The organism is Bifidobacterium erythrocebi (assembly GCF_012932675.1).
GTDB lineage: Bacteria > Actinomycetota > Actinomycetes > Actinomycetales > Bifidobacteriaceae > Bifidobacterium > Bifidobacterium erythrocebi.
Window position 1 is genome coordinate 31,661 of sequence record NZ_JAAIIF010000008.1, and the last position, 17,137, is coordinate 48,797.

At 56.6% G+C, this 17,137-nt stretch carries 19 protein-coding genes; 7 read left to right on the forward strand and 12 right to left on the reverse strand.

The genetic code is table 11. The annotated features are described in order from the left end of the window. Positions 1–29: 29 nt before the first annotated feature. From G1C98_RS03685 to G1C98_RS03695, 4 genes are all read right to left on the reverse strand, one after another. Positions 30–3,389, reverse strand: a complete 3,360-nt coding sequence (locus tag G1C98_RS03685) for a DEAD/DEAH box helicase family protein (RefSeq protein ID WP_169079373.1) — start codon at positions 3,387–3,389, stop codon at positions 30–32. Continuing rightward, entirely contained in the window at positions 3,389–3,754 is a 366-nt protein-coding gene (locus tag G1C98_RS09260; RefSeq protein ID WP_205831879.1) for a hypothetical protein, read from the reverse strand. The genes G1C98_RS03685 and G1C98_RS09260 overlap by 1 nt, the downstream gene beginning before the upstream one ends. Before the next feature lie 250 nt (positions 3,755–4,004). After that, entirely contained in the window at positions 4,005–4,394 is a 390-nt protein-coding gene (locus G1C98_RS09265) for an Eco57I restriction-modification methylase domain-containing protein (RefSeq protein WP_205831880.1), read from the reverse strand. Next, positions 4,391–5,365, reverse strand: a complete 975-nt coding sequence (locus G1C98_RS03695) for a restriction endonuclease subunit M (protein ID WP_240944900.1) — start codon at positions 5,363–5,365, stop codon at positions 4,391–4,393. The genes G1C98_RS09265 and G1C98_RS03695 overlap by 4 nt, the downstream gene beginning before the upstream one ends. A gap of 141 nt (positions 5,366–5,506) precedes the next feature. Between G1C98_RS03695 and G1C98_RS03700 the strand changes: the two genes are divergently transcribed. The 6 genes from G1C98_RS03700 (at position 5,507) to G1C98_RS03725 (ending at position 9,518) form a co-directional block, all read left to right on the forward strand. Further along, positions 5,507–7,972, forward strand: coding sequence for a GmrSD restriction endonuclease domain-containing protein (locus G1C98_RS03700; protein WP_169079377.1), 2,466 nt, complete (start codon positions 5,507–5,509; stop codon positions 7,970–7,972). 74 nt (positions 7,973–8,046) lie between these two features. Continuing rightward, a complete protein-coding gene (locus G1C98_RS03705) occupies positions 8,047–8,244 on the forward strand; it encodes a hypothetical protein (RefSeq protein ID WP_033509668.1) in 198 nt (65 codons plus the stop codon). A gap of 189 nt (positions 8,245–8,433) precedes the next feature. After that, positions 8,434–8,607 carry a DUF6019 family protein gene (locus tag G1C98_RS03710; RefSeq protein ID WP_169079379.1) on the forward strand — a complete coding sequence of 58 codons (174 nt, stop codon included), beginning with the start codon at positions 8,434–8,436 and terminating at the stop codon, positions 8,605–8,607. 128 nt (positions 8,608–8,735) lie between these two features. Further along, positions 8,736–9,008 (forward strand): type II toxin-antitoxin system RelB/DinJ family antitoxin, encoded by a 273-nt coding sequence (locus tag G1C98_RS03715; protein WP_169079381.1) that lies wholly within the window; start codon positions 8,736–8,738, stop codon positions 9,006–9,008. Positions 9,009–9,010: 2 nt separating this feature from the next. Further along, a complete protein-coding gene (locus tag G1C98_RS03720; protein ID WP_026646052.1) occupies positions 9,011–9,307 on the forward strand; it encodes a type II toxin-antitoxin system RelE/ParE family toxin in 297 nt (98 codons plus the stop codon). 55 nt (positions 9,308–9,362) lie between these two features. Further along, on the forward strand, positions 9,363–9,518 hold the full coding sequence (locus tag G1C98_RS03725; protein ID WP_169079319.1) for a hypothetical protein: 156 nt from the start codon (positions 9,363–9,365) through the stop codon (positions 9,516–9,518). 11 nt (positions 9,519–9,529) lie between these two features. Here G1C98_RS03725 and G1C98_RS03730 read toward each other — a convergent pair whose 3' ends face one another. From G1C98_RS03730 to G1C98_RS03760, 7 genes are all read right to left on the reverse strand, one after another. Further along, positions 9,530–9,811, reverse strand: a complete 282-nt coding sequence (locus G1C98_RS03730) for a type II toxin-antitoxin system YafQ family toxin (RefSeq protein WP_169079383.1) — start codon at positions 9,809–9,811, stop codon at positions 9,530–9,532. Continuing rightward, positions 9,804–10,064: a type II toxin-antitoxin system RelB/DinJ family antitoxin gene (locus G1C98_RS03735; protein ID WP_169079385.1), complete on the reverse strand. Its 261-nt coding sequence runs from the start codon at positions 10,062–10,064 to the stop codon at positions 9,804–9,806. The genes G1C98_RS03730 and G1C98_RS03735 overlap by 8 nt, the downstream gene beginning before the upstream one ends. Positions 10,065–10,204: 140 nt before the next feature. Continuing rightward, positions 10,205–10,567 (reverse strand): VOC family protein, encoded by a 363-nt coding sequence (locus tag G1C98_RS03740; protein WP_169079387.1) that lies wholly within the window; start codon positions 10,565–10,567, stop codon positions 10,205–10,207. A gap of 535 nt (positions 10,568–11,102) precedes the next feature. Further along, on the reverse strand, positions 11,103–11,570 hold the full coding sequence (locus tag G1C98_RS03745) for a macro domain-containing protein (protein ID WP_169079389.1): 468 nt from the start codon (positions 11,568–11,570) through the stop codon (positions 11,103–11,105). 421 nt (positions 11,571–11,991) lie between these two features. Then, on the reverse strand, positions 11,992–14,145 hold the full coding sequence (locus G1C98_RS03750; protein ID WP_169079391.1) for a UvrD-helicase domain-containing protein: 2,154 nt from the start codon (positions 14,143–14,145) through the stop codon (positions 11,992–11,994). Positions 14,146–14,276: 131 nt separating this feature from the next. Further along, positions 14,277–14,744 (reverse strand): D-aminoacyl-tRNA deacylase, encoded by a 468-nt coding sequence (locus G1C98_RS03755; protein ID WP_169079393.1) that lies wholly within the window; start codon positions 14,742–14,744, stop codon positions 14,277–14,279. 5 nt (positions 14,745–14,749) lie between these two features. Then, the gene (locus G1C98_RS03760; RefSeq protein WP_169079395.1) at positions 14,750–15,568 is read right to left on the reverse strand and encodes a potassium channel family protein; all 819 of its coding nucleotides are present in this window, start codon (positions 15,566–15,568) and stop codon (positions 14,750–14,752) included. Positions 15,569–15,777: 209 nt separating this feature from the next. Between G1C98_RS03760 and G1C98_RS09445 the strand changes: the two genes are divergently transcribed. Further along, the gene (locus G1C98_RS09445; RefSeq protein WP_277347562.1) at positions 15,778–15,906 is read left to right on the forward strand and encodes a hypothetical protein; all 129 of its coding nucleotides are present in this window, start codon (positions 15,778–15,780) and stop codon (positions 15,904–15,906) included. Positions 15,907–16,100: 194 nt separating this feature from the next. On the opposite strand, the gene G1C98_RS03765 is transcribed toward G1C98_RS09445, so the two are convergent. Beyond that, positions 16,101–17,102: a GmrSD restriction endonuclease domain-containing protein gene (locus G1C98_RS03765; protein WP_169079397.1), complete on the reverse strand. Its 1,002-nt coding sequence runs from the start codon at positions 17,100–17,102 to the stop codon at positions 16,101–16,103. Positions 17,103–17,137 lie beyond the last annotated feature (35 nt).

Below are 17,137 nucleotides of genomic sequence, written 5' to 3' on the forward strand. Positions count from 1 at the left end.
ATTATCGTTGTGGCTTGCCGAAGAGATCGTTATTCTTCAAACGCTTTGTCCACGAACTCGGCGAGCTTGCCTTCCTTCGCGAGCTGGGCGGTGTCGGCCATTGCGAAATGCGTGTGCAGGTCTTTGCCCAATTCGTTGTTGGATCCGAGGATGTAGTGGGTTGCGATCTGGTAGATGATCTCGGTTGGCGCGATACCATACACCTGATGTTCGAGAATATGCGCCAGACGGATATGGTCATCCGGGAAGTAGCGGCGCATCGCCTCGCTGTTGTACAGGCGCTTGATGATCTCGGTGATGTACATGCCCGATTTCATGTATAGGTCGGCGAATGTGTGGGTCGGGTCATCGAAGCATCCGGGATTCTCCTGCTCGAGCATATCGACCATTTCCACCACAACCTTGCGTGGGGTGAAGATCTGGTTGGTCTTCTGCGGTGGCACGTAGTCGAAGATGTCCTCCTTGTGGGACTCGTCGAAATAATTGGCGAGTTTACTGCGCAGGTGGATGAACTCGAGTACGGAATCGTTGAACACGACCGGATCGAACAGATGGCCGTCGAAATGTTCCTTCTCGCCGGTCACACGGTTCGTCACATCTCCGCCGTCACGCAGGAGCCTGAACTGATCCACGGTGATGCTGGTCACATCCTTGAACACGTAGCCCGGGATGATGCTGTCGAACGATTCGAGGGTGGTGTTCTCATCTCCGTAGGCCATCAGGAATGAAGGAATCGTACGGGAGAAACCACGCAGATGGTCGCGGATACCATCTTCGATGCTGTTCTTCTGAGCTTCCTTCTTCGCGGTCTCGATTTCGCGCACCACGGTTTCGCCGGCGGACTGGACCATTTCGCTGCGTGACTGCTTGAGATTATCGATAAGGGCCAGACGAGCGGTTTCGATTCGTTCGTCATGTTCCTGATTGATCTGCTCTTCCTCGGCTTGGGTTTCGGCATTTTCGAGTGCCTGTGCGCGGTCACGTTCGATACGGTTCTTCTCGATGGTGTAGTCACCGTACTCACGATTGATACGGTTATTCACATCGGCCTTGATTTTACGTTCGACCTTTTTCTGTTGGGAAGCCTTCATATCGGAACCATAGTCCTGTTTGGCAGCTTCGACCAATGGTTCAGCGACGCTGGCACCGATGGCTTTCTGAAGGTCGGCGAGGAGATTCTCAGCGGGATCCTCCGGTTTCGTGGAGACGATGGAGTCGATCACGGAATTAAGTTCATGATCGATATCGCCATACACCTTGTCCCCGAACAGGTCCTTGGACTTGCCGATGACCTGCTCGTCCGGGATGGACACTTCGCCGTTCTCATCGAGATCGAGGTCATCGGCGGTCCCCGCTTTGACCCCGAGATTTTCTTTCGGAGCCTTGTACGGTTCCAGCTGCTGCAGAGTCTCGATTACCTCGGCCGGAGCACGGAAGATGTTGCTGATGTTCTGGAACAGGAAATCGCACATGAAACCACGGCGTACAACCTCGCGTGAATGGATCTTGCGCGGGATGGACAGCACCTGTTCGGCGTCCAGCTCCACCATTTCACCGTTCTCGTCCTCGCCGATCACGGGGAAGAAATTCAGCAGGCGGCGCACGTTCTGTTTACGCGAGTTGCTGTCGCCGCCGCCACACGCGGTGCCGGAATACAAGTCGTTCGCGTATTCCTCGAACACGGTCAGCGAACGTGCCGGATCGAAGTCGAACACATACGCGTTCTCCTTGCGCTGGTATTCGCCGTTCCTGTTGAACAGGCACGGATTCTGCGCACGGAACGCGGCCTGCACGTACAGTGCCGGGCTCTTCATGTTCGACAGCATGAGCACGCCCGTCCATTCGGGAACCGTCACGCCAGTGGTCAGCTGACCCACCGACAGGGTGATGGTCTTCGTCTTGACACCTTCTCCGCCCTTTTCTGCTTTGGCAATGGCGTCACGGACCTTGTCGAAGGATTTCTCGTTCTCCTCGTCATCGTCGATCTTGCCGTCTCCGGCCGCAAGGATGATCTCGTAGTCCTTGAACACTTCATGCTGTCGGAGCATTCTGGCAAGGGCGCGGGCGGAATCCACGCGGTTGAGCATCCAGAACGTGTGGCGCAACTCGTCGCGCAGTTCCGGTGTGGAGAACGGATATTTCTTCTGTGTAGTTAGGGCGTCGAGGAAACGCTTCACGTCGTCATGGTGAACGAACCGTCCGTCCTTCGTCTCGAAGAATTCATTCAGGTCGAATGCGTACTCGGTCTGCTCGCCATCGATCTGAATGCCCTGCGCCACCTCGCTCTCGATGATGTCGGACATTTGGTACGTGAACATATTGAGTTTCGGCAGGTCCTCGTACGGGCTGCGCCGTTCCGGATCGTTCCAATCCCTCTTGGCCTGCTGCTCATCCGCATACGTCCAGTTGTAGATCGCGTTTTCGGGGAACTTGTCGTTCGCGATGGCCTTGAACGGCGTTCCAGACAGGTGCAGAGTGTTCCTGCGCTTGATATGGTCAAACGCCACATCCGTTTTGTACGTGTCCACACCCTCGTGTGCCTCATCGATGACGAGCAGGTCATACTCGTATTCCGCTACATACTTCAGCTTGTCGTAATGGCCGCCGAATTCGATGGAGCCCTTCAGATCCTGCAGACTGATGAACTCGATGGAGTTCGGAAGCTTGCCCTTGCTCGCAAGATGTAGGTACTCGTCGTGGCTGATACAGTACGGCCTGCCTGCCAAAGCGTCCACGCTGCTGATGAACCGCCATCCGGAATCGGTGCCGACGAACTTGACATAGTCGTCGTACCAGGAATTCGCGATTGCAGGACGGTTCGTTACAACAAGGATGCGCTTCGCTCTGCCGTCCTTTCCTGTTATGGGAAGACGCTTGCACAGGTCATAGGTGGCGAGGGTCTTGCCGAATCGCGGCTTCGCGTTCCATAGGAACTCGCCCTGCTCATGCAACTGGAAATAGTCCAGGGTCTTGCTGACCGCAGCTTCCTGCTCTGCACGCAGCTCATAATCGGAGGCACCAAGACCTTCAAGAATCCCATGATTCTCGCGGAATTCATGGAACTTGTCCTTTGCGCTCGGTGGATTGATCTCAAACCACTCGGTGCCAGGCTGATCGTTGATGCCGAGATTACGCAGATACGTGTGGAAATCGGTGTCGTGGAACACTTCGCCAGTGTCCTCATACGTGGCGTTTCCATGCCACTCGAGTTTTGCGATGACGTCTGCTGTATGCGTTTGTTGCGCGATGCGCTTATGCACATCCTGCTCGGTGTAGCCGATCTTTGTCCAACCGTCATGACGACGGATTTCCGGAGTGGTGTAGGCGTAAATCTGGGGGAGTGCCGGGCGTGTGCTCTTGACCTTCCCGGTGATATCGGAAATGCTCATCAGTTCATCTCCTTCACGTGTGATTCGATGAACTCGATTTCGTCATCATCGAGGCCATATTTCTTGTACAGTTGCTGGTCAATTTCTGGAATGGATTTCGACCAATCGACGTCGGACTCGTTGGTGAAATCCTGAAGTGGCACGAAGGCCCATTTAGGTCCTGGGCAGTCTTGAGTAATTTTTAAAACTCCGAGAAGCGCGCGACAAAATTTGGTTTTAATGTATTTGCCAGTGTTTTCAGCTTCTTCATATGTTTGGTATGATCCTATGCCGATAAATGTTTGGAGATATCCAGTGCCGGGCTGGGCTATTTGTCCTTTTGATAAGGCCTCTCCGAATGCGCCGGAGCCAATTGCTTTCGCCATCAGAAGAGTGTAGTGATTGAGGGTTGTTCCCGTGTCTTCAATATAGTCTTTTCGAATATATTTAGTTGTTCGTTTTCCTTTTTCTAAACCGACTATAGCAATGTATGAGTTGTCGTCATCAGGCTCTTTATCGAAAAAAATTGTGGAAAGAGATGCGAATGCGCTGCTTCTAAGTCTGTCTGGTAATTCAGGATGTTCGTCTTTGAACGTATTAGATAATTTGAAACTTAACGGTGATGAGATAACTTCACTAAGGAATCGGGGGGGTCTTGCTGATTTTATGAATAATTGTGTTAAGTTCTGGATATTTAGTGAAAATAACGATGGGACCTAATGTTTTTTGGGAGTTGCGGTAGGTGACTGCAACTCCGCCCTTAATGTCATTGTCGGGGAAAATTTTCTTGCTGTCAGATTCGTACTGAATGACTTTTAGATGCTTGTCATTCAGCATTTTCTTATTCCAATCTTTAGGGGTATATCCTGCGTTAAATAAGAATCTGGCTGGGGTGATTAGCTCGACGACTGTTGCTATTTCATAAGCGCTGTCCATGAAATTGTTGTAGATAGGAGGAAGTCTTGAGCTGTCAGATGCAGTCATTTCCTGATATGGAGGATTGCCGATTATGTAATCGAACTTCATTGTTTTGCTCCCTTCAGCAGTTGGCTATATGATAACGAAGTTTTTGCTCTCCAGTCGTATAACCGGACAAATACTGGTACTTCCGGCGAGCTTGGTTCATCAAGCATGCTCAGCATGTCGAGCATGTCGAATCCGACCTCTTTCTCGGGCGGTTTGCAGAATGGTATCGTCTCGGTAAGCCCGTCCATCTGCCACAGGTTCCATGCGATTACATTCGCGATCTGCTTGAGATGCTTCCTATCCGGATCGGTATTGAATCTATCGCGGTAATGGTCCACAAAGGTAAGCAACAGGTTCGCGCGTGCGATCAGCAGGCTGTCGCCCTGGAATTCGTAGCCGTATACGCTTTGGAATGCCCGCAATGTCCATTTCCACCACATCAGGTCATCTTCCGTGTGCTCATCTACGATGCGTAGCTTGCGATCGAGCAAGCCAATGCGTTGGCTGATAGGCAGTATTGTTCCTGTAGCGGCGTCGTAACGCGATACAAGGAATGGTGCTTCGCCGCAGGTGATTTCCAATCGTCGGCTGTCCACGTAGTTGTGCCAGTCGTGCTTTTTTATAGACGGGAACGCGATTTTCCCTTTCGTGGGAATCCACGAATGGTCTTCCTGCTCCGTATTGAACACGTTCTTTCTGCCGAACCATTCCTCATCAAGGTTATTGACCATCTGGTTCACCATCCATGATGGTGTGAATACCTCGGCTTTTGCTTTGGTGCGGCCTGTTTGTTCATCCAGGCTTTTCTGTACTCGTGGCACAATGCATACGGTGGGGGCTTCGCCTGAAATCTGCCGGGCAAGTATGGGTGCTGTTTCCGTGGCGGTCGGTTCGGCGCTCACATACGCATCAGTTGCGTAGATGATGTTCTGCTTTGTGCTTTTGTCTTGCAGAAGGATGCCCAGTACGTTCTTCACTGGGTATGCATTGAAGTCAATGAGCGTGTATCGGTTTCTGTTGCTATCGGTCATACTCATCCTAAGGGTAGGTCACTCATTGCTTGTTCAAGTATATAGGAGGGGGAGTCGGGGAATGGCTGCTTTTGCAAGGGATTTTCTGTCTAATACGTATAGTGGATAAAGATAATTTCAAGGGTGAAGAGAGGAAACACCATGGACGCTGGCAAGAAAATCCTGCTGGACTTATTCACCGGTTCGCTTCGGTTCGTTGTGCCGGTGTACCAGCGCAGATACTCGTGGGGTGAGGCTCAGTGCCGGCAATTGTGGTCCGACATCGTAACCGCCGGCAGGCATCCCGACAGAACGCATTTCACCGGGTCAATCGTATGGATGCAGGAAGGCGGAATAAGCCCGGACGGCGTCAGCCGTTGCCTGCTCATCGACGGCCAGCAGCGCCTTACCTCGGTTACTCTGCTGCTCATCGCGCTTACGGAATACGCCCGCGAACACCCGGAGAACCACCGTTTCTCCGCAGACATGGTTATCGACCGCGGCTATATCGTCGACAAGTATGTGGCCGGCGAAGGCCGCTACAAGCTGACGCTTTCCGGCGATGACCGGGATATGCTGCAGCGTCTATGCGACCATGCGGTCGACCCCAGCCGGCCGAATCATGAAGAAGCGGGTTCCAAGCTGGAAGCGAATCTCAATCTGTTCCGCTCGCTGGTCGCGGCCATCGATGACGTGAACGTGGTATGGAACGGCTTGCAGCGTCTCGAGGTCGTGTCCGTCACCCTGGACCAGGGGCGTGACGAGCCGCAGCTGGTATTCGAATCGATGAATTCCACCGGACTGGACCTGGATACTTCCGACCTGGTACGCAACTACATGCTCATGGGATGTCCCATGGCCGAACAGAAAACCCTGTACGACGACTACTGGCTGCCCATGGAACGTGTACTCGGCAATCTCTCATTCGACACGTTCCTGCATGACTGGATGGTCGTCACTTTGAAGAGCCCCGTTGTCAAAGGTCGGGCCATGTACTCGGAATTCAAACGTTTCGCAGCCGACAGCTCCCTGCCGCGTATGGAACGCATACGCGATCTGTTGGCGAACATGCTGGAATACGCCAGATACTATGCCGCCGTCAAAGGTGCCGTGACCGCCGGCAGTGGTGACGTGGATGTGGATCACCGTCTCGAATCTATCCAAACCTTGGACAGCACGGTTACGGATCCGCTGCTCCTGTACATGTTCGCGGCATGGAAGCATGATCGTGTAAATCGTGACGGGCTAATGCGCGTGCTTGCGGATGTCGAATCGTATCTGTTCCGCCGAATGGTCTGCTCGGTATCCAGCAATGGACTGAACAAGCTTGTTCCGTCGCTGATCGCCAGACTCGAATCAGTCGAAGGCGATCCGGCCGAAACTTTCGCCGCGCTGCTCCTCACCGAAACCGCCAAAGCCACACGCATGCCCACGGACGAGGAATTCAAGCAGGCGCTGCTCGGCGAGGACCTGTACCGCCCAACCCCGCGATGCAAATATCTGCTTGCCGGATTGGAAAACCGCAACCATCCCAAGGATCCAAGATCCTTCAACGGGTACACCATCGAACACATCATGCCGCAGAACGCCATGGCACATGCCGAATGGCGTGACATGCTCGGCGACCCCGACCGGTTCCCGCTGTTGGTGAACAGCTTGGGCAATCTGACATTGACCGCATACAATTCGGAACTTTCCGACGGAACATTCGACCAGAAGAAAAGCCGTGCGATCGGCGGATACGACAGCGAGTACCTGTCCATTTCCGCCGAGCTGCACGACGCTACACAGTGGGATGAGCACTCTATCGCGCAACGCGGTGTTCGACTCGCCGATCTCGCATTGCAGGTGTGGGCGAGCCCCAAAGCGGGGGAGCGGGTTATGAGGCTCCTGTGCAATCGGAACGTGAGCCAGAGAGAACGTGAACGGAACGCCATCGATTTCGCCGACCTGTGCAGGCGGGGAATTCTTTCCGCCGGTGATGTGTTGGAAAGCCGATATGCCGGCGTAAACGCCACCGCGACCGTAACTGCCGACCACCGTATCCGGTTGTCCAACGGCGAGCTGTTCGACAGCCCATCCGGCGCATTCCGCCGCGCCAGAATGCTCGAAACCGGCGAGGACAAGCAGATCAACGGATGGACCGTATGGAAGATCGCGGACGGAAGAACACTGAACGAGCTACGGCAAGCTGCCGGCAATCCCGCACTGCGACGCGATTTATGGAACGAGATGTACAACTATGCCGCAACGCGAGCCGATTTTGTCGCCGTATACGGCGATCCGTCCGACCGCAAACCGAACAGCGCTACATGGGCAAGCTTCGGGGTCGGCTCCAAATTCTGCCACCCAGACGGAACTTTGAATATCCGTGGAGGCTATATTACGGTCGACCTGTATTTCACCGACACGTTCCAGTACTCGAAGCTGTACGGTATGAAGGATTCCGTTGAACGGATACTGTTGGATTTGGGCAAGGTGATCTGGGACGAACCGGATGCCGACAAGAAGAACCGACATCTCTGGGTACGGCATGATGTGGATTTCTCCGGCGACATGACGGAAGCCTACCAATGGATGACGGATAGTCTACTCGCCATGCGCAACGTGTACGATCTGCTCGTCTGAGCGCTGTGATTGTTCCGACTGCTGTGCGTTCAACGCTTTATAGAATGAACGTAACCACTCGAAAAGAGGCCGCTATGAAATATGGAATGAGGAAACCCAGCTGGAAGAAGAGCCTGTCTGCGCGCACGAAAGGCCGCGCCACCCGCGCGGTCAAGCGGGCGCTGATCCCCGGCTATGGCAAGAAGGGCATGGGATGGCTGCACCCCAAGCGCAAGTTGTACAACACGGTCTACAAGAAGACCACGTTCAGCCTGTTCGACCTGTTCAAGTAATCCGGACTAAAGGGGAAAACACATGTGTTCCGATCCAGATGTGTGGGTCTCAAACTCCCGTTGGATTTGGTAATACCGGTGGCTGAAACCATCGCTCCCTTCCCTCCCGTCGTTCGTCGCGAGACTGTAGAATGTGCGTAACGCGCCGTAGCGCAGCCAAGGGAAGACATCGTCCGACTGGAGAGAGCCATGTGGGAAGAACTCGGCATTAGTGGTGGCACCGCTATCATCGTGCTCGTCACGATGTACTACATCATCAAATGGGCTGTGAGAAATGGCGTGAAGGAAGCTTTGCGCGGCATTGAAAAAGAGAAGGCCGAGCAAGGCGACCAAGCCGAGGCAATCGAGGAGTCTGAGGCCTGAATGCTATTACAGTGTGATGCGCCATATGCAGATGAACAGATGGAATGCAACATGTCACTGCTGAATGATGTAAGATAATAGTAGTTGTTTGTCTTACGATGTTGGGTATTTGGGGAACGGAGAAAAATATGGCCATGTCATCGGTGACTGTTCGTGTGGATTCGGACACCAAGCAGAGGGCTTCCGACATCGCGGAGGATTTCGGTTTCGACCTTTCTAGCGTGACCCGTGCCTTCTACCGGCAAATTGTCCGTGAAAAGCGCATCCCGTTGAATCTTTCATATCAAAATGAAGTTCCGGCCGAAACGCTTTCTGCCTTGCGGGAGGTTCGCGAACGTTCCGTGAAAAGCGATCCGCGGTTCCATACTGCTGATGAGATGTTCGAATCCCTGGGCATCTGATTATGCTCAATGCGGAATATACAAAGGCGTTCCAGCGTGATATCAAGCGTCTGAAACGCAAGCATGTCGACTTCACAGAGTTGAAGAACGTTATCCGTTTGGTGCTTGAAGATACGGATGAGGCAAAGGAGACGCTCCGCCGACGTCATCGTGCACATCGTTTGCAAGGCGGCGAGTGGGAGCGTGTGGTCGAATGCCATGTAGGCAACGCTGGCGACTGGCTTGCCGTTTGGATTCGGGAAGATGGCACTGCATGGTTTCTCCGTACAGGTACCCATGAGGAGATATTCGGTAACTGATAAGGATCCCATTAACATCGTCGATTTGTTCTGTAGCGGGCGATGAATGGAAGCCATGCCTTTTTACGCAGACTACCAAATACGGGTCGGCGGCAGAATCTCATGCGTTGCTTCTTTTGATGGTGCGGTGGAGAGGCTGCATTCCAAGCGCAAGCTGTACAACACGGTCTACAAGAAGACCACGTTCAGCCTATTCGACCTGTTCAAGTAGTCAGGGACATACTAGAACAAGTCGTCGTGCGATCCGGTGCGTGTGAGCACGAGCTGTAGCTTTTGCTTTTCCACGCGGTAAATGACGAGCCAATCGCCTTCGATGTGGATTTCGCGGTATCCCTTCCAGTTCCCTGTCAGTTGATGATCGCGGTATTTTGTGCTGAGCAGCTGTCTGTCTTGAGCCATGAGCGTGTCGATGGCTTGTCTAAGCTTGTCGGGATCGTAATGCTTTTTAAGCAGAGCTTTGAAATCTTTTTTGAATTGCGTTGTGCGAAAAACCGATTTAAGCATCCAACAGGTCCTTCATCAACGCATCCGTGCTGGTGAAGGATTCCCCGTCATGGTTTTCCGCTTGGCGGCGTGCCTCGACGTTGATGGGGTTCTCCCTGGTGATTTTGAAAGGCATACCGTTCTCACGGATCGATTGGCGCAGGAAGATGTTGATCGCCGTCGATAGATCCATTCCCATATCGGCATACAGTTCCTTCGCCTCCCGCTTGATCGTGGGATCAGTGCGGAAACTAATCATCGCAGTGTCGCTCATAGTCGCTCCTAATCATATGAAAGCATCAATTACAAGCAATTGTAATGCGAATGTCATGCTGTTGTCTATACAACAGATCCCGCCATACGAGCATTGCGTATGGCGGGATCTGTTTTCTATCGCTGTCTGGCAGACGGTTTTCAGACGAGCATGGCCTCGATGTTGTTGCCTTCCGGATCGTGCACGAAGGCGGCGTAGTAGGTCGGGCCGTAGTTCGGGCGCGGGCCAGGCTGGCCGTTGTCGGTGCCTCCGTTGGCAAGGCCGGCCTCATAGAACGCCTTCACGGCATCATTGTCGGCGGCCTGGAACGCCACATGGATCGGCGCGACGGCGTCGCCCTCGGCGGCGGTGCTCACCCACACGGCGGAACCATCCTCGGCCACGAAAGCCTGAACACCCGGGAAAGCCGGGCCCTTGCCGTAACCCAGCGGCGCCAGGGCGGCCTCGTAGAACGCCTCTTCCTTCTCGAAATCCTTCACCTTGACGGTCACATGATTGATCATGCCATGTCCTTTCGTAGCAGGTGGCCCGTGCAGGCCCTTCACCACAGCATCGTAGGACGGAACAACGCTCGGCGGAAGAACGCACAATAAAGTGCCTTGGTTACCTCAAGGAAACCTTTGCGCGATTCCGCCGTTCGGCGTGGGCCTGCACGCCTGAATAATATTCTTGCGGCGTGTCGCTTAGTACGTCATCCTCCGGGATACTGGATTGCGGTTGCATGTGGCAGATTCTTGCCCTCTGCTGTAGCTATGTGGCTTATTTGTGGCACTCGATCGGGCATATCGCGAGTATGAGCGTTGGAATTCCAACGCCCATACTTCGCATATCGCGCGGCAGGTGCCACAAATAAGCGAGATAGATTTCGCCGACCCCTTAAATCTGCCACAAATAGGGCAGATAGCCGCCGGAAGATGAAAACCTACCGCACGAATAAGGCGGATGTGGCTTTTTGGATGCGTCAGAGTATCCAGCCCTTCGCTCAAGGGCGTCAACAGGCAGCCGCAACGTCGTTACAAGCGAGGAAGTCACCCCCGCTCACGGCCACAGGGCAAGGGAGACTTCCATGGGCGAATCGTTCTCCCGCAGCCAATAGCGGATCTCGTCCTCCGCCACGTCAAGAGCCTCGTCCTTCGGGTAGCCGTAGATGCCAGCCGAAATCAGGGGGAACGCCACGCTTTCGCAACCATGCACGGACGCGATGGCCAGGCAGCTGCGGTAGCAGGAGCGCAGCGCGGCCTCCTCGTCGTGATCCCCGTCGCGCCAGACCGGTCCCGCGGTATGAATCACGTACTTTGCCGGCAGATCGAACCCTGGGGTGATCACGGCCTCGCCGGTTCGGATGGGGGAGAGCCTGTCGCACGCCTCCTGCATCCGGCTTTGGCCGGCGGCTCTGAAAATGGCGCCGCACACGCCGCCGCCCATCAGCAGATCGGTGTTCGCGGCGTTGACGATTGCGTCCACATGCATGCCGGTAATGTCCTGACGCACCACGGAAAACGGCATGATCATCTCCTTGTTCGGCTGAACGGTTCGGAACCCTGAGCAGGATTCCCGTACCTACAAGGTATGCTACCCGCACATCGGCAGGTTCTTGGGCAACCGGTTCGCAGCCATGGCACACATGGTGGTGCTATCTCGCTTACGTGTGGCAGATTTTCGGCTTTGCCCACATGTATTTCGCTTACGTGTGGCATGAAAGCGTGGTTACGGCGCGCAGGAATGGCGGAACGGCGATGCGTTGCCCGCGGCTTCTTACTATGAGCTGCCACACGTAAGCGAGATATACCCGGTCGGCATACTAAATCTGCCACACGTAAGGCGAATACCGGTGGTTTCGTTTCGGTCAGGTGGCCGCCAGCCAGCCCAGCGAGCCATACATCGCCGCACAGGGCAAAGCCAGCGTACAAAGCAACCCCGCCGACCGCTAGCGAATGTTCCTGATGTAGTTGCAGGCCGGGTACCCGGTGCACCCGTAGAACGCGCGGTCGGGATTGTTCCTCGGATGGCGTTCCGCCAGCGCGCTGCCGCACATGGGGCATTGCGGCGGCAATGTGACGCCGCGGAAGATGTTCGGGCAGATATGGTCGTGCAGCTCGTACATGAACTTCGACGGCCGAGCCTGATCGACCACGAAGAACACCTTCTTCTTGCACCTGGTCATGGCCACGTAGAACAGGCGGCGTTCCTCCGCATACGGGTAGCGCTCCACCTCGGGCAGCAGCAGACCCAGCAACGGCTCCTCGGGAATGGCGCTGGGGAACCCCTTCAGCCCGCCGGAGCAGCACAGCAGGAACACGAAGTCGCGCTGCAGGCCCTTGGACTTGTGCGCGGTCATGAACTCGATGGTCATCTCCGGCTTTTCCAGGAAGGTGATGTGGTCGCGCTCGCAACGGAACAGCCCTTCCCGGTCGTACTTGGTGATGAGGTTGAGATCGCTGTGGTAGCGGCCCAGCAGCAGTACGGACGCCTTCTTCGGCAGCTTGCGCAGCTGCTCCACGATCACGGTGAACCGTTCCTCCGGGGTCTTGCCTCCCAAAGCCTTCAGCGAGTAGTCCTTCTTCTCGTTGGTGCTGTGCAGGTGCTTGACGTACAGGCTTGGATCCGACATCACGAAGGCGCCGCTGGCCTCGATCAGGCTGGCGCGGAACCGTCTGGTGGTGGTGATCTGGAACATGCGGGTCTTGCCCCATGCGCTCCACAGTTTGTCGAAGTCGAGGATCAGGCCGATGTCGCTGCCCGCGAACCGGTAGATCGACTGCCAGTCGTCGCCCACGCAGAACAGCGAGAAGTCCCGCTGCTCGCGCATCGCGCGGATCAGTTCGTATCTTGGCCGCGACATGTCCTGGTATTCGTCGATGAGCACGTAACGGTACTCATGACGGTATTTGCCGGTCTTCACGCAGTCGATGGCGTCGATGATCATGCCAGGGAAGTCGATGCCGTTGTTGGCGTGGAAGCAATCCATGTAGGCGCGGTACAGCGGTTCGATCAGGTCGAGCATCTCCGCGTTGCGCCCAGCATGCGTGCCGCCGTAGCGGCGGTTGAGCGCGCGCATGCCGTTGACATCGATGTTGTTCGAACGCATCTGCTGGATGATGGTCTTGGCAGTGTCTACCAGATGCTGCGCGTACTGGTTGAACTCGTAGTCCTTCTCCGGCATGCGGAAGGCTTCGGTGTGCGCGGCTGCCCCGTACTTCTCCAGAAGATGCCTGGGCATAAGCTTGAAGGCGAGCAGACGGTAGGGGATGCTTGTGGCAAGCAGCTGTCCGAATGCCGATCCGATCGCCTTGTTCGCCGTGTTCTCGTCGATGATCGGCCGGTTCGCGATGGTGGAATTGCGGCAGATCTCAAGGCCGAGACTGTGGAAGGTGCAGGCGCGGATGGCTTCGCCGGTCTGCGCCTGGATACGCCCGGACATCTCGTCCGCGGACTTCCGCGTGAACGAGAGCACAAGAATCTCATTGGGCTTGGCTTTTCCGGTTTTCAGCAGCCAGGCGATGTAGCCCACGATGGTGGTGGTCTTGCCGGTTCCCGCTCCGGCCAGCACCAGGGTGTTGTGCGCCGCGCCCGCGATGGCGCTGATCTGCTCGTCGCTCAGTTCGTTCTTCTCAATGGTGCCGATCACGGACCGGGCCTTTGCGATGGTGTCGGCGTCCAGCAGCGGTTGCGGGGCGAGTCGGCTGGAGTCGTCGCGTCGTTCCGCGCCGTAGCGACGCCCGACGAGATCGAGCGAGGGGAGCGCTTCGTTGCCATGCTGCTGTGTTTGCGGCGTATTGCGGCGTGCGGGTCGCTGCGATTGAGCGCCCTGTCGTGCCGGGGTGGAGCGTACCTGCGTGGACTGCCTCGATTGTGTGGGACTGGCCGACTGTGCAGTGCGATCCGGCTGTGCCGTTTTCGTGGACTTCGCGGGTTGTGCGGGCTTCATGGACTGTGCAGGGCGTGCGGAACGCTGCTGCTGCGTCTGTGGATTACGGGCCGTCTGCGCGGCTGTGCCGGTCCTGCCCGTGGAAGCGGAGGGACGTTCGGGAGCCTCACGCTCCGCCGCCTCGCCAAGCAGAGCCTGCCTCAAACGCTGCATGAATCCCATCGATGTGCCCTCCGTTTCGTATGCGCAGGCAATTATACTTCCGCGGTTCCGCACGACTGCATTGCGGCCCTCTGGCACCCCGCCCAGGAACGGCTTGCCGAAAAGAGAGAGGAAGGGTCGGGCTAATCGCTGGTCAGCGTGACATTCAACGGCCCATCGGCCACCATGCCGACCCGCATATGCGAACCGTACCGGCCCTCGCGCACCGGCACGCCACCGGAACGCAACGCCTCGTTCAATCTGATCCACATGATGTTCGCATGCTCGCCGTCCCCATCCCCGCTCGTCAGCCGGGGCCTGCCTGTGGCGGAGCGTTCAAATCCGGCCAATGGCTGGGGAACGGACAGGATCTCTCCGCCGATATCCTGAATGCAGGCGCACAGGCGGCCTGCCGGGCCGTCGAAGCACTGGGCCGTGAGAATCCGATGCGCCATATGCGCCAGCTCGCGCTCGCCGTCGCCCGGTTCGATCTCGACGGTCAATACAAGCCCCGGACCGATGTACTGCGGGTCGAAGGTGGGGTCGATGCCGTCCAGCTCGTTGAGCACCACGGCGCTCGCCTCCCGTACGCGTTGCATAAGAACTCGCATCGCCGTCACCTCGTTGGGGCCGCGGATGCGGCGGTTGCCGGGGCCGCGCCCGGAACGTTGCCCGGAGCGTCATCGTGGCCAGGGTACGCGGAGGAAGTCGCATCGGCACGTGCCGCATGCAGTTCATCGCGCAGTTCGGCGACGGTTCCGGCCAGTTGCGAGATGCTGTGCTGCAGCTGTTTGATCTCGTCGTCGTTTTCCTTGGCCCGCTTGCTGGTCTCGTTGTCCACGCGGTCGACGATCCACGATGCCAACGTGGCCGTGACGACGCCGATGAGCGCGATGCCGGTGATCATCAGGCCCACCGCGATGCACTTGCCCTGCCAGGTCACGGGGGAGAGGTCGCCGTAGCCGACCGTGGTGACGGTGACGAACGTCCACCACAGCGCCTTGCCGAAGTCCGTGATCGTCGCTCCGGGCGCGAACTGCTCCACGTCGAGTACCGCCAGCGAACCGATGAAGATGAGCAGCACCGCGCTGCCGCACACGTACATGGTGATGCGCCCGCGCACCGCCATGCCGCTGGTGCGGTTGAGCACGTTCAGCACGGCCACCAGACGCACCAGGCGCAACGGACGGAACATCGGCAGCACGATCGACAGCAGCATGATGAGGTTGTTCTTGAACCAGGCCTTCTTGTTCCGTGCCAGCGAGATGGAGACCACGTAGTCGATGATGAACAGGACCCAGATGATGTTGATGACGTTGTCGCATAGCGCCATGTGCGTCCGTACGATCACCTCCCACGAATAGGCGAAGACGAAGATCAGTGCGAGTGCGGTCATCGGCCATTCGGTGATGCGTTCCCATTTGCTCAGCGGCATGTGCGTCTCTTTCTTCTCGGGTGTCTTCCATATGGTACGCATGCGTCCGCCGCTGTGCGTGCTGGTGGCATGCGGGTCCCGTGCGGGCTTTCGCGACACGATGACCAAATAGTAAAACTATTTTTAAAAAGTCTTTTCATGATTGTATGATGGGTGGCAACACGGAGCAAGACCGTGGCAATATAGCAGGATCTAGGAAAGGATCGATTATGTCCATGAAGCACAAGCTGTTCTCCGCCATCAAGCGTGGTCTGGAAGTCAGCGGTATGAACGCCATCGGCGAAGCCGGCTACAGCGAGTCCATGGTGGAAGCCCTGGAAGGCATGAGCAAGCGCTGAACCGTTGAGCAATAGCCGTCCCGTCACCACACGCCATGCATGGGATCAAGGCAATACGAAAATAAAAACGAGCCATACGAAAACATTCGAGGTGGAATGATCCATATGGCCCGATGGCACTGGAACGGACGATGAGGTCCGTTTTTTGGTTTGTAGGGGATCTTTGTAAGGGGATTTATCAGGGGATAGGTGCTCTACTCGCAGGCGACCCCGTCGTGATCCCTGTCGAGCGCCGAACGATAGCCGGGCTGCCCCTGGTAGATCGGTGCCGCACCCGCGGCACGCGCCGCCGTGCAGTTCTTGTAATAGACGTTCGAGCCGGAATCCTGCTGCTGGGACTGCTGCTGTGCCTGGGCTTGCGACTGCGTGGCCTCGGCCTCCGCCTGACGCTGACGCTCGGCCTGTTCCTGTGCGGCCTGCTGATCGGCCTGCTCCTGCGTCTGCTGGTCCTGCTGCGCGGTATTCGCTGCGGAGGATGCCTTCACGCCCGTGTAATCCGGAACGGTCTGCGCGGGGCAGGAGGCGAGCACCCGCTGCATCGCCGACTTCTCCGACTTGGTGACCCACAGCGAATACTTGTGCTTCACGCCGATCTGCCGCGCCACATATTCGCAGCGGAACCCCTTGTTCGACGGCAGCCACGTGGCGGCGTCGCCGTCGGACTTCTGCTGGTTGGCCCTGCCCTGCACGGCCAGCAGATTATACGGATCGTTCGCCAATTCGGCGCGTACGCTCTTCGAGAGCTTCTGCGCGCCCTTCTGCCAGGCGTCGCTCAACGCGACCACATGGTCGATCTGCACCGCGGTGGAGGTCTTCTGCCCACGCTTGAACGCAATGGACTTGCCGGTATAGGGATCCTGCAACGTGCCGGACTTGACCACGCAGCTATGCGTGCCGAACTTGTGCTTCACCCCGGTCAGATCACGGTTGAGAATATCGTTGCGCGTATCGCAGCCGTTATGATCCACATCGGACCACGCTTTGCCGAACTGCGTGCGCTTGTACCCGGTCTTCGGCGCGCGGCCCTTCACCTGCAACGTATCCAGCACCGCGGTGGCCGACTGGCCGGCACCGGTATTGTCGGTGGGCTCGGACGCCACGGCGGGATCCGCCTGCACGCCTGCGACCAGGCAGGCGGACAGCAACATGGCACCAACCGCCGCGAACGGGCGGAAACGGGACGATACACGGAACATCGTTGACTCTTCCTCTTCTTCGCTGTATATAACGT

Excerpts from the sequence above, each read along its gene's own strand:
- G1C98_RS03760 (WP_169079395.1), bottom strand. The coding sequence starts at position 15,568 with ATGCCGCTGAGCAAATGGGAACGCATCACCGAATGGCCGATGACCGCA.
- G1C98_RS03710 (WP_169079379.1), top strand. The coding sequence starts at position 8,434 with ATGTGGGAAGAACTCGGCATTAGTGGTGGCACCGCTATCATCGTGCTC.
- G1C98_RS03685 (WP_169079373.1), bottom strand. The coding sequence starts at position 3,389 with ATGAGCATTTCCGATATCACCGGGAAGGTCAAGAGCACACGCCCGGCA.
- G1C98_RS03765 (WP_169079397.1), bottom strand. The coding sequence starts at position 17,102 with ATGTTCCGTGTATCGTCCCGTTTCCGCCCGTTCGCGGCGGTTGGTGCC.
- G1C98_RS03745 (WP_169079389.1), bottom strand. The coding sequence starts at position 11,570 with ATGCCGTTTTCCGTGGTGCGTCAGGACATTACCGGCATGCATGTGGAC.
- G1C98_RS03715 (WP_169079381.1), top strand. The coding sequence starts at position 8,736 with ATGGCCATGTCATCGGTGACTGTTCGTGTGGATTCGGACACCAAGCAG.
- G1C98_RS03755 (WP_169079393.1), bottom strand. The coding sequence starts at position 14,744 with ATGCGAGTTCTTATGCAACGCGTACGGGAGGCGAGCGCCGTGGTGCTC.
- G1C98_RS09260 (WP_205831879.1), bottom strand. The coding sequence starts at position 3,754 with ATGGCGAAAGCAATTGGCTCCGGCGCATTCGGAGAGGCCTTATCAAAA.
- G1C98_RS09265 (WP_205831880.1), bottom strand. The coding sequence starts at position 4,394 with ATGAAGTTCGATTACATAATCGGCAATCCTCCATATCAGGAAATGACT.
- G1C98_RS03730 (WP_169079383.1), bottom strand. The coding sequence starts at position 9,811 with ATGCTTAAATCGGTTTTTCGCACAACGCAATTCAAAAAAGATTTCAAA.
- G1C98_RS03700 (WP_169079377.1), top strand. The coding sequence starts at position 5,507 with ATGGACGCTGGCAAGAAAATCCTGCTGGACTTATTCACCGGTTCGCTT.
- G1C98_RS03750 (WP_169079391.1), bottom strand. The coding sequence starts at position 14,145 with ATGCAGCGTTTGAGGCAGGCTCTGCTTGGCGAGGCGGCGGAGCGTGAG.
- G1C98_RS03725 (WP_169079319.1), top strand. The coding sequence starts at position 9,363 with ATGCCTTTTTACGCAGACTACCAAATACGGGTCGGCGGCAGAATCTCA.
- G1C98_RS03735 (WP_169079385.1), bottom strand. The coding sequence starts at position 10,064 with ATGAGCGACACTGCGATGATTAGTTTCCGCACTGATCCCACGATCAAG.
- G1C98_RS09445 (WP_277347562.1), top strand. The coding sequence starts at position 15,778 with ATGTCCATGAAGCACAAGCTGTTCTCCGCCATCAAGCGTGGTCTGGAA.
- G1C98_RS03695 (WP_240944900.1), bottom strand. The coding sequence starts at position 5,365 with ATGACCGATAGCAACAGAAACCGATACACGCTCATTGACTTCAATGCA.
- G1C98_RS03740 (WP_169079387.1), bottom strand. The coding sequence starts at position 10,567 with ATGATCAATCATGTGACCGTCAAGGTGAAGGATTTCGAGAAGGAAGAG.
- G1C98_RS03705 (WP_033509668.1), top strand. The coding sequence starts at position 8,047 with ATGAAATATGGAATGAGGAAACCCAGCTGGAAGAAGAGCCTGTCTGCG.
- G1C98_RS03720 (WP_026646052.1), top strand. The coding sequence starts at position 9,011 with ATGCTCAATGCGGAATATACAAAGGCGTTCCAGCGTGATATCAAGCGT.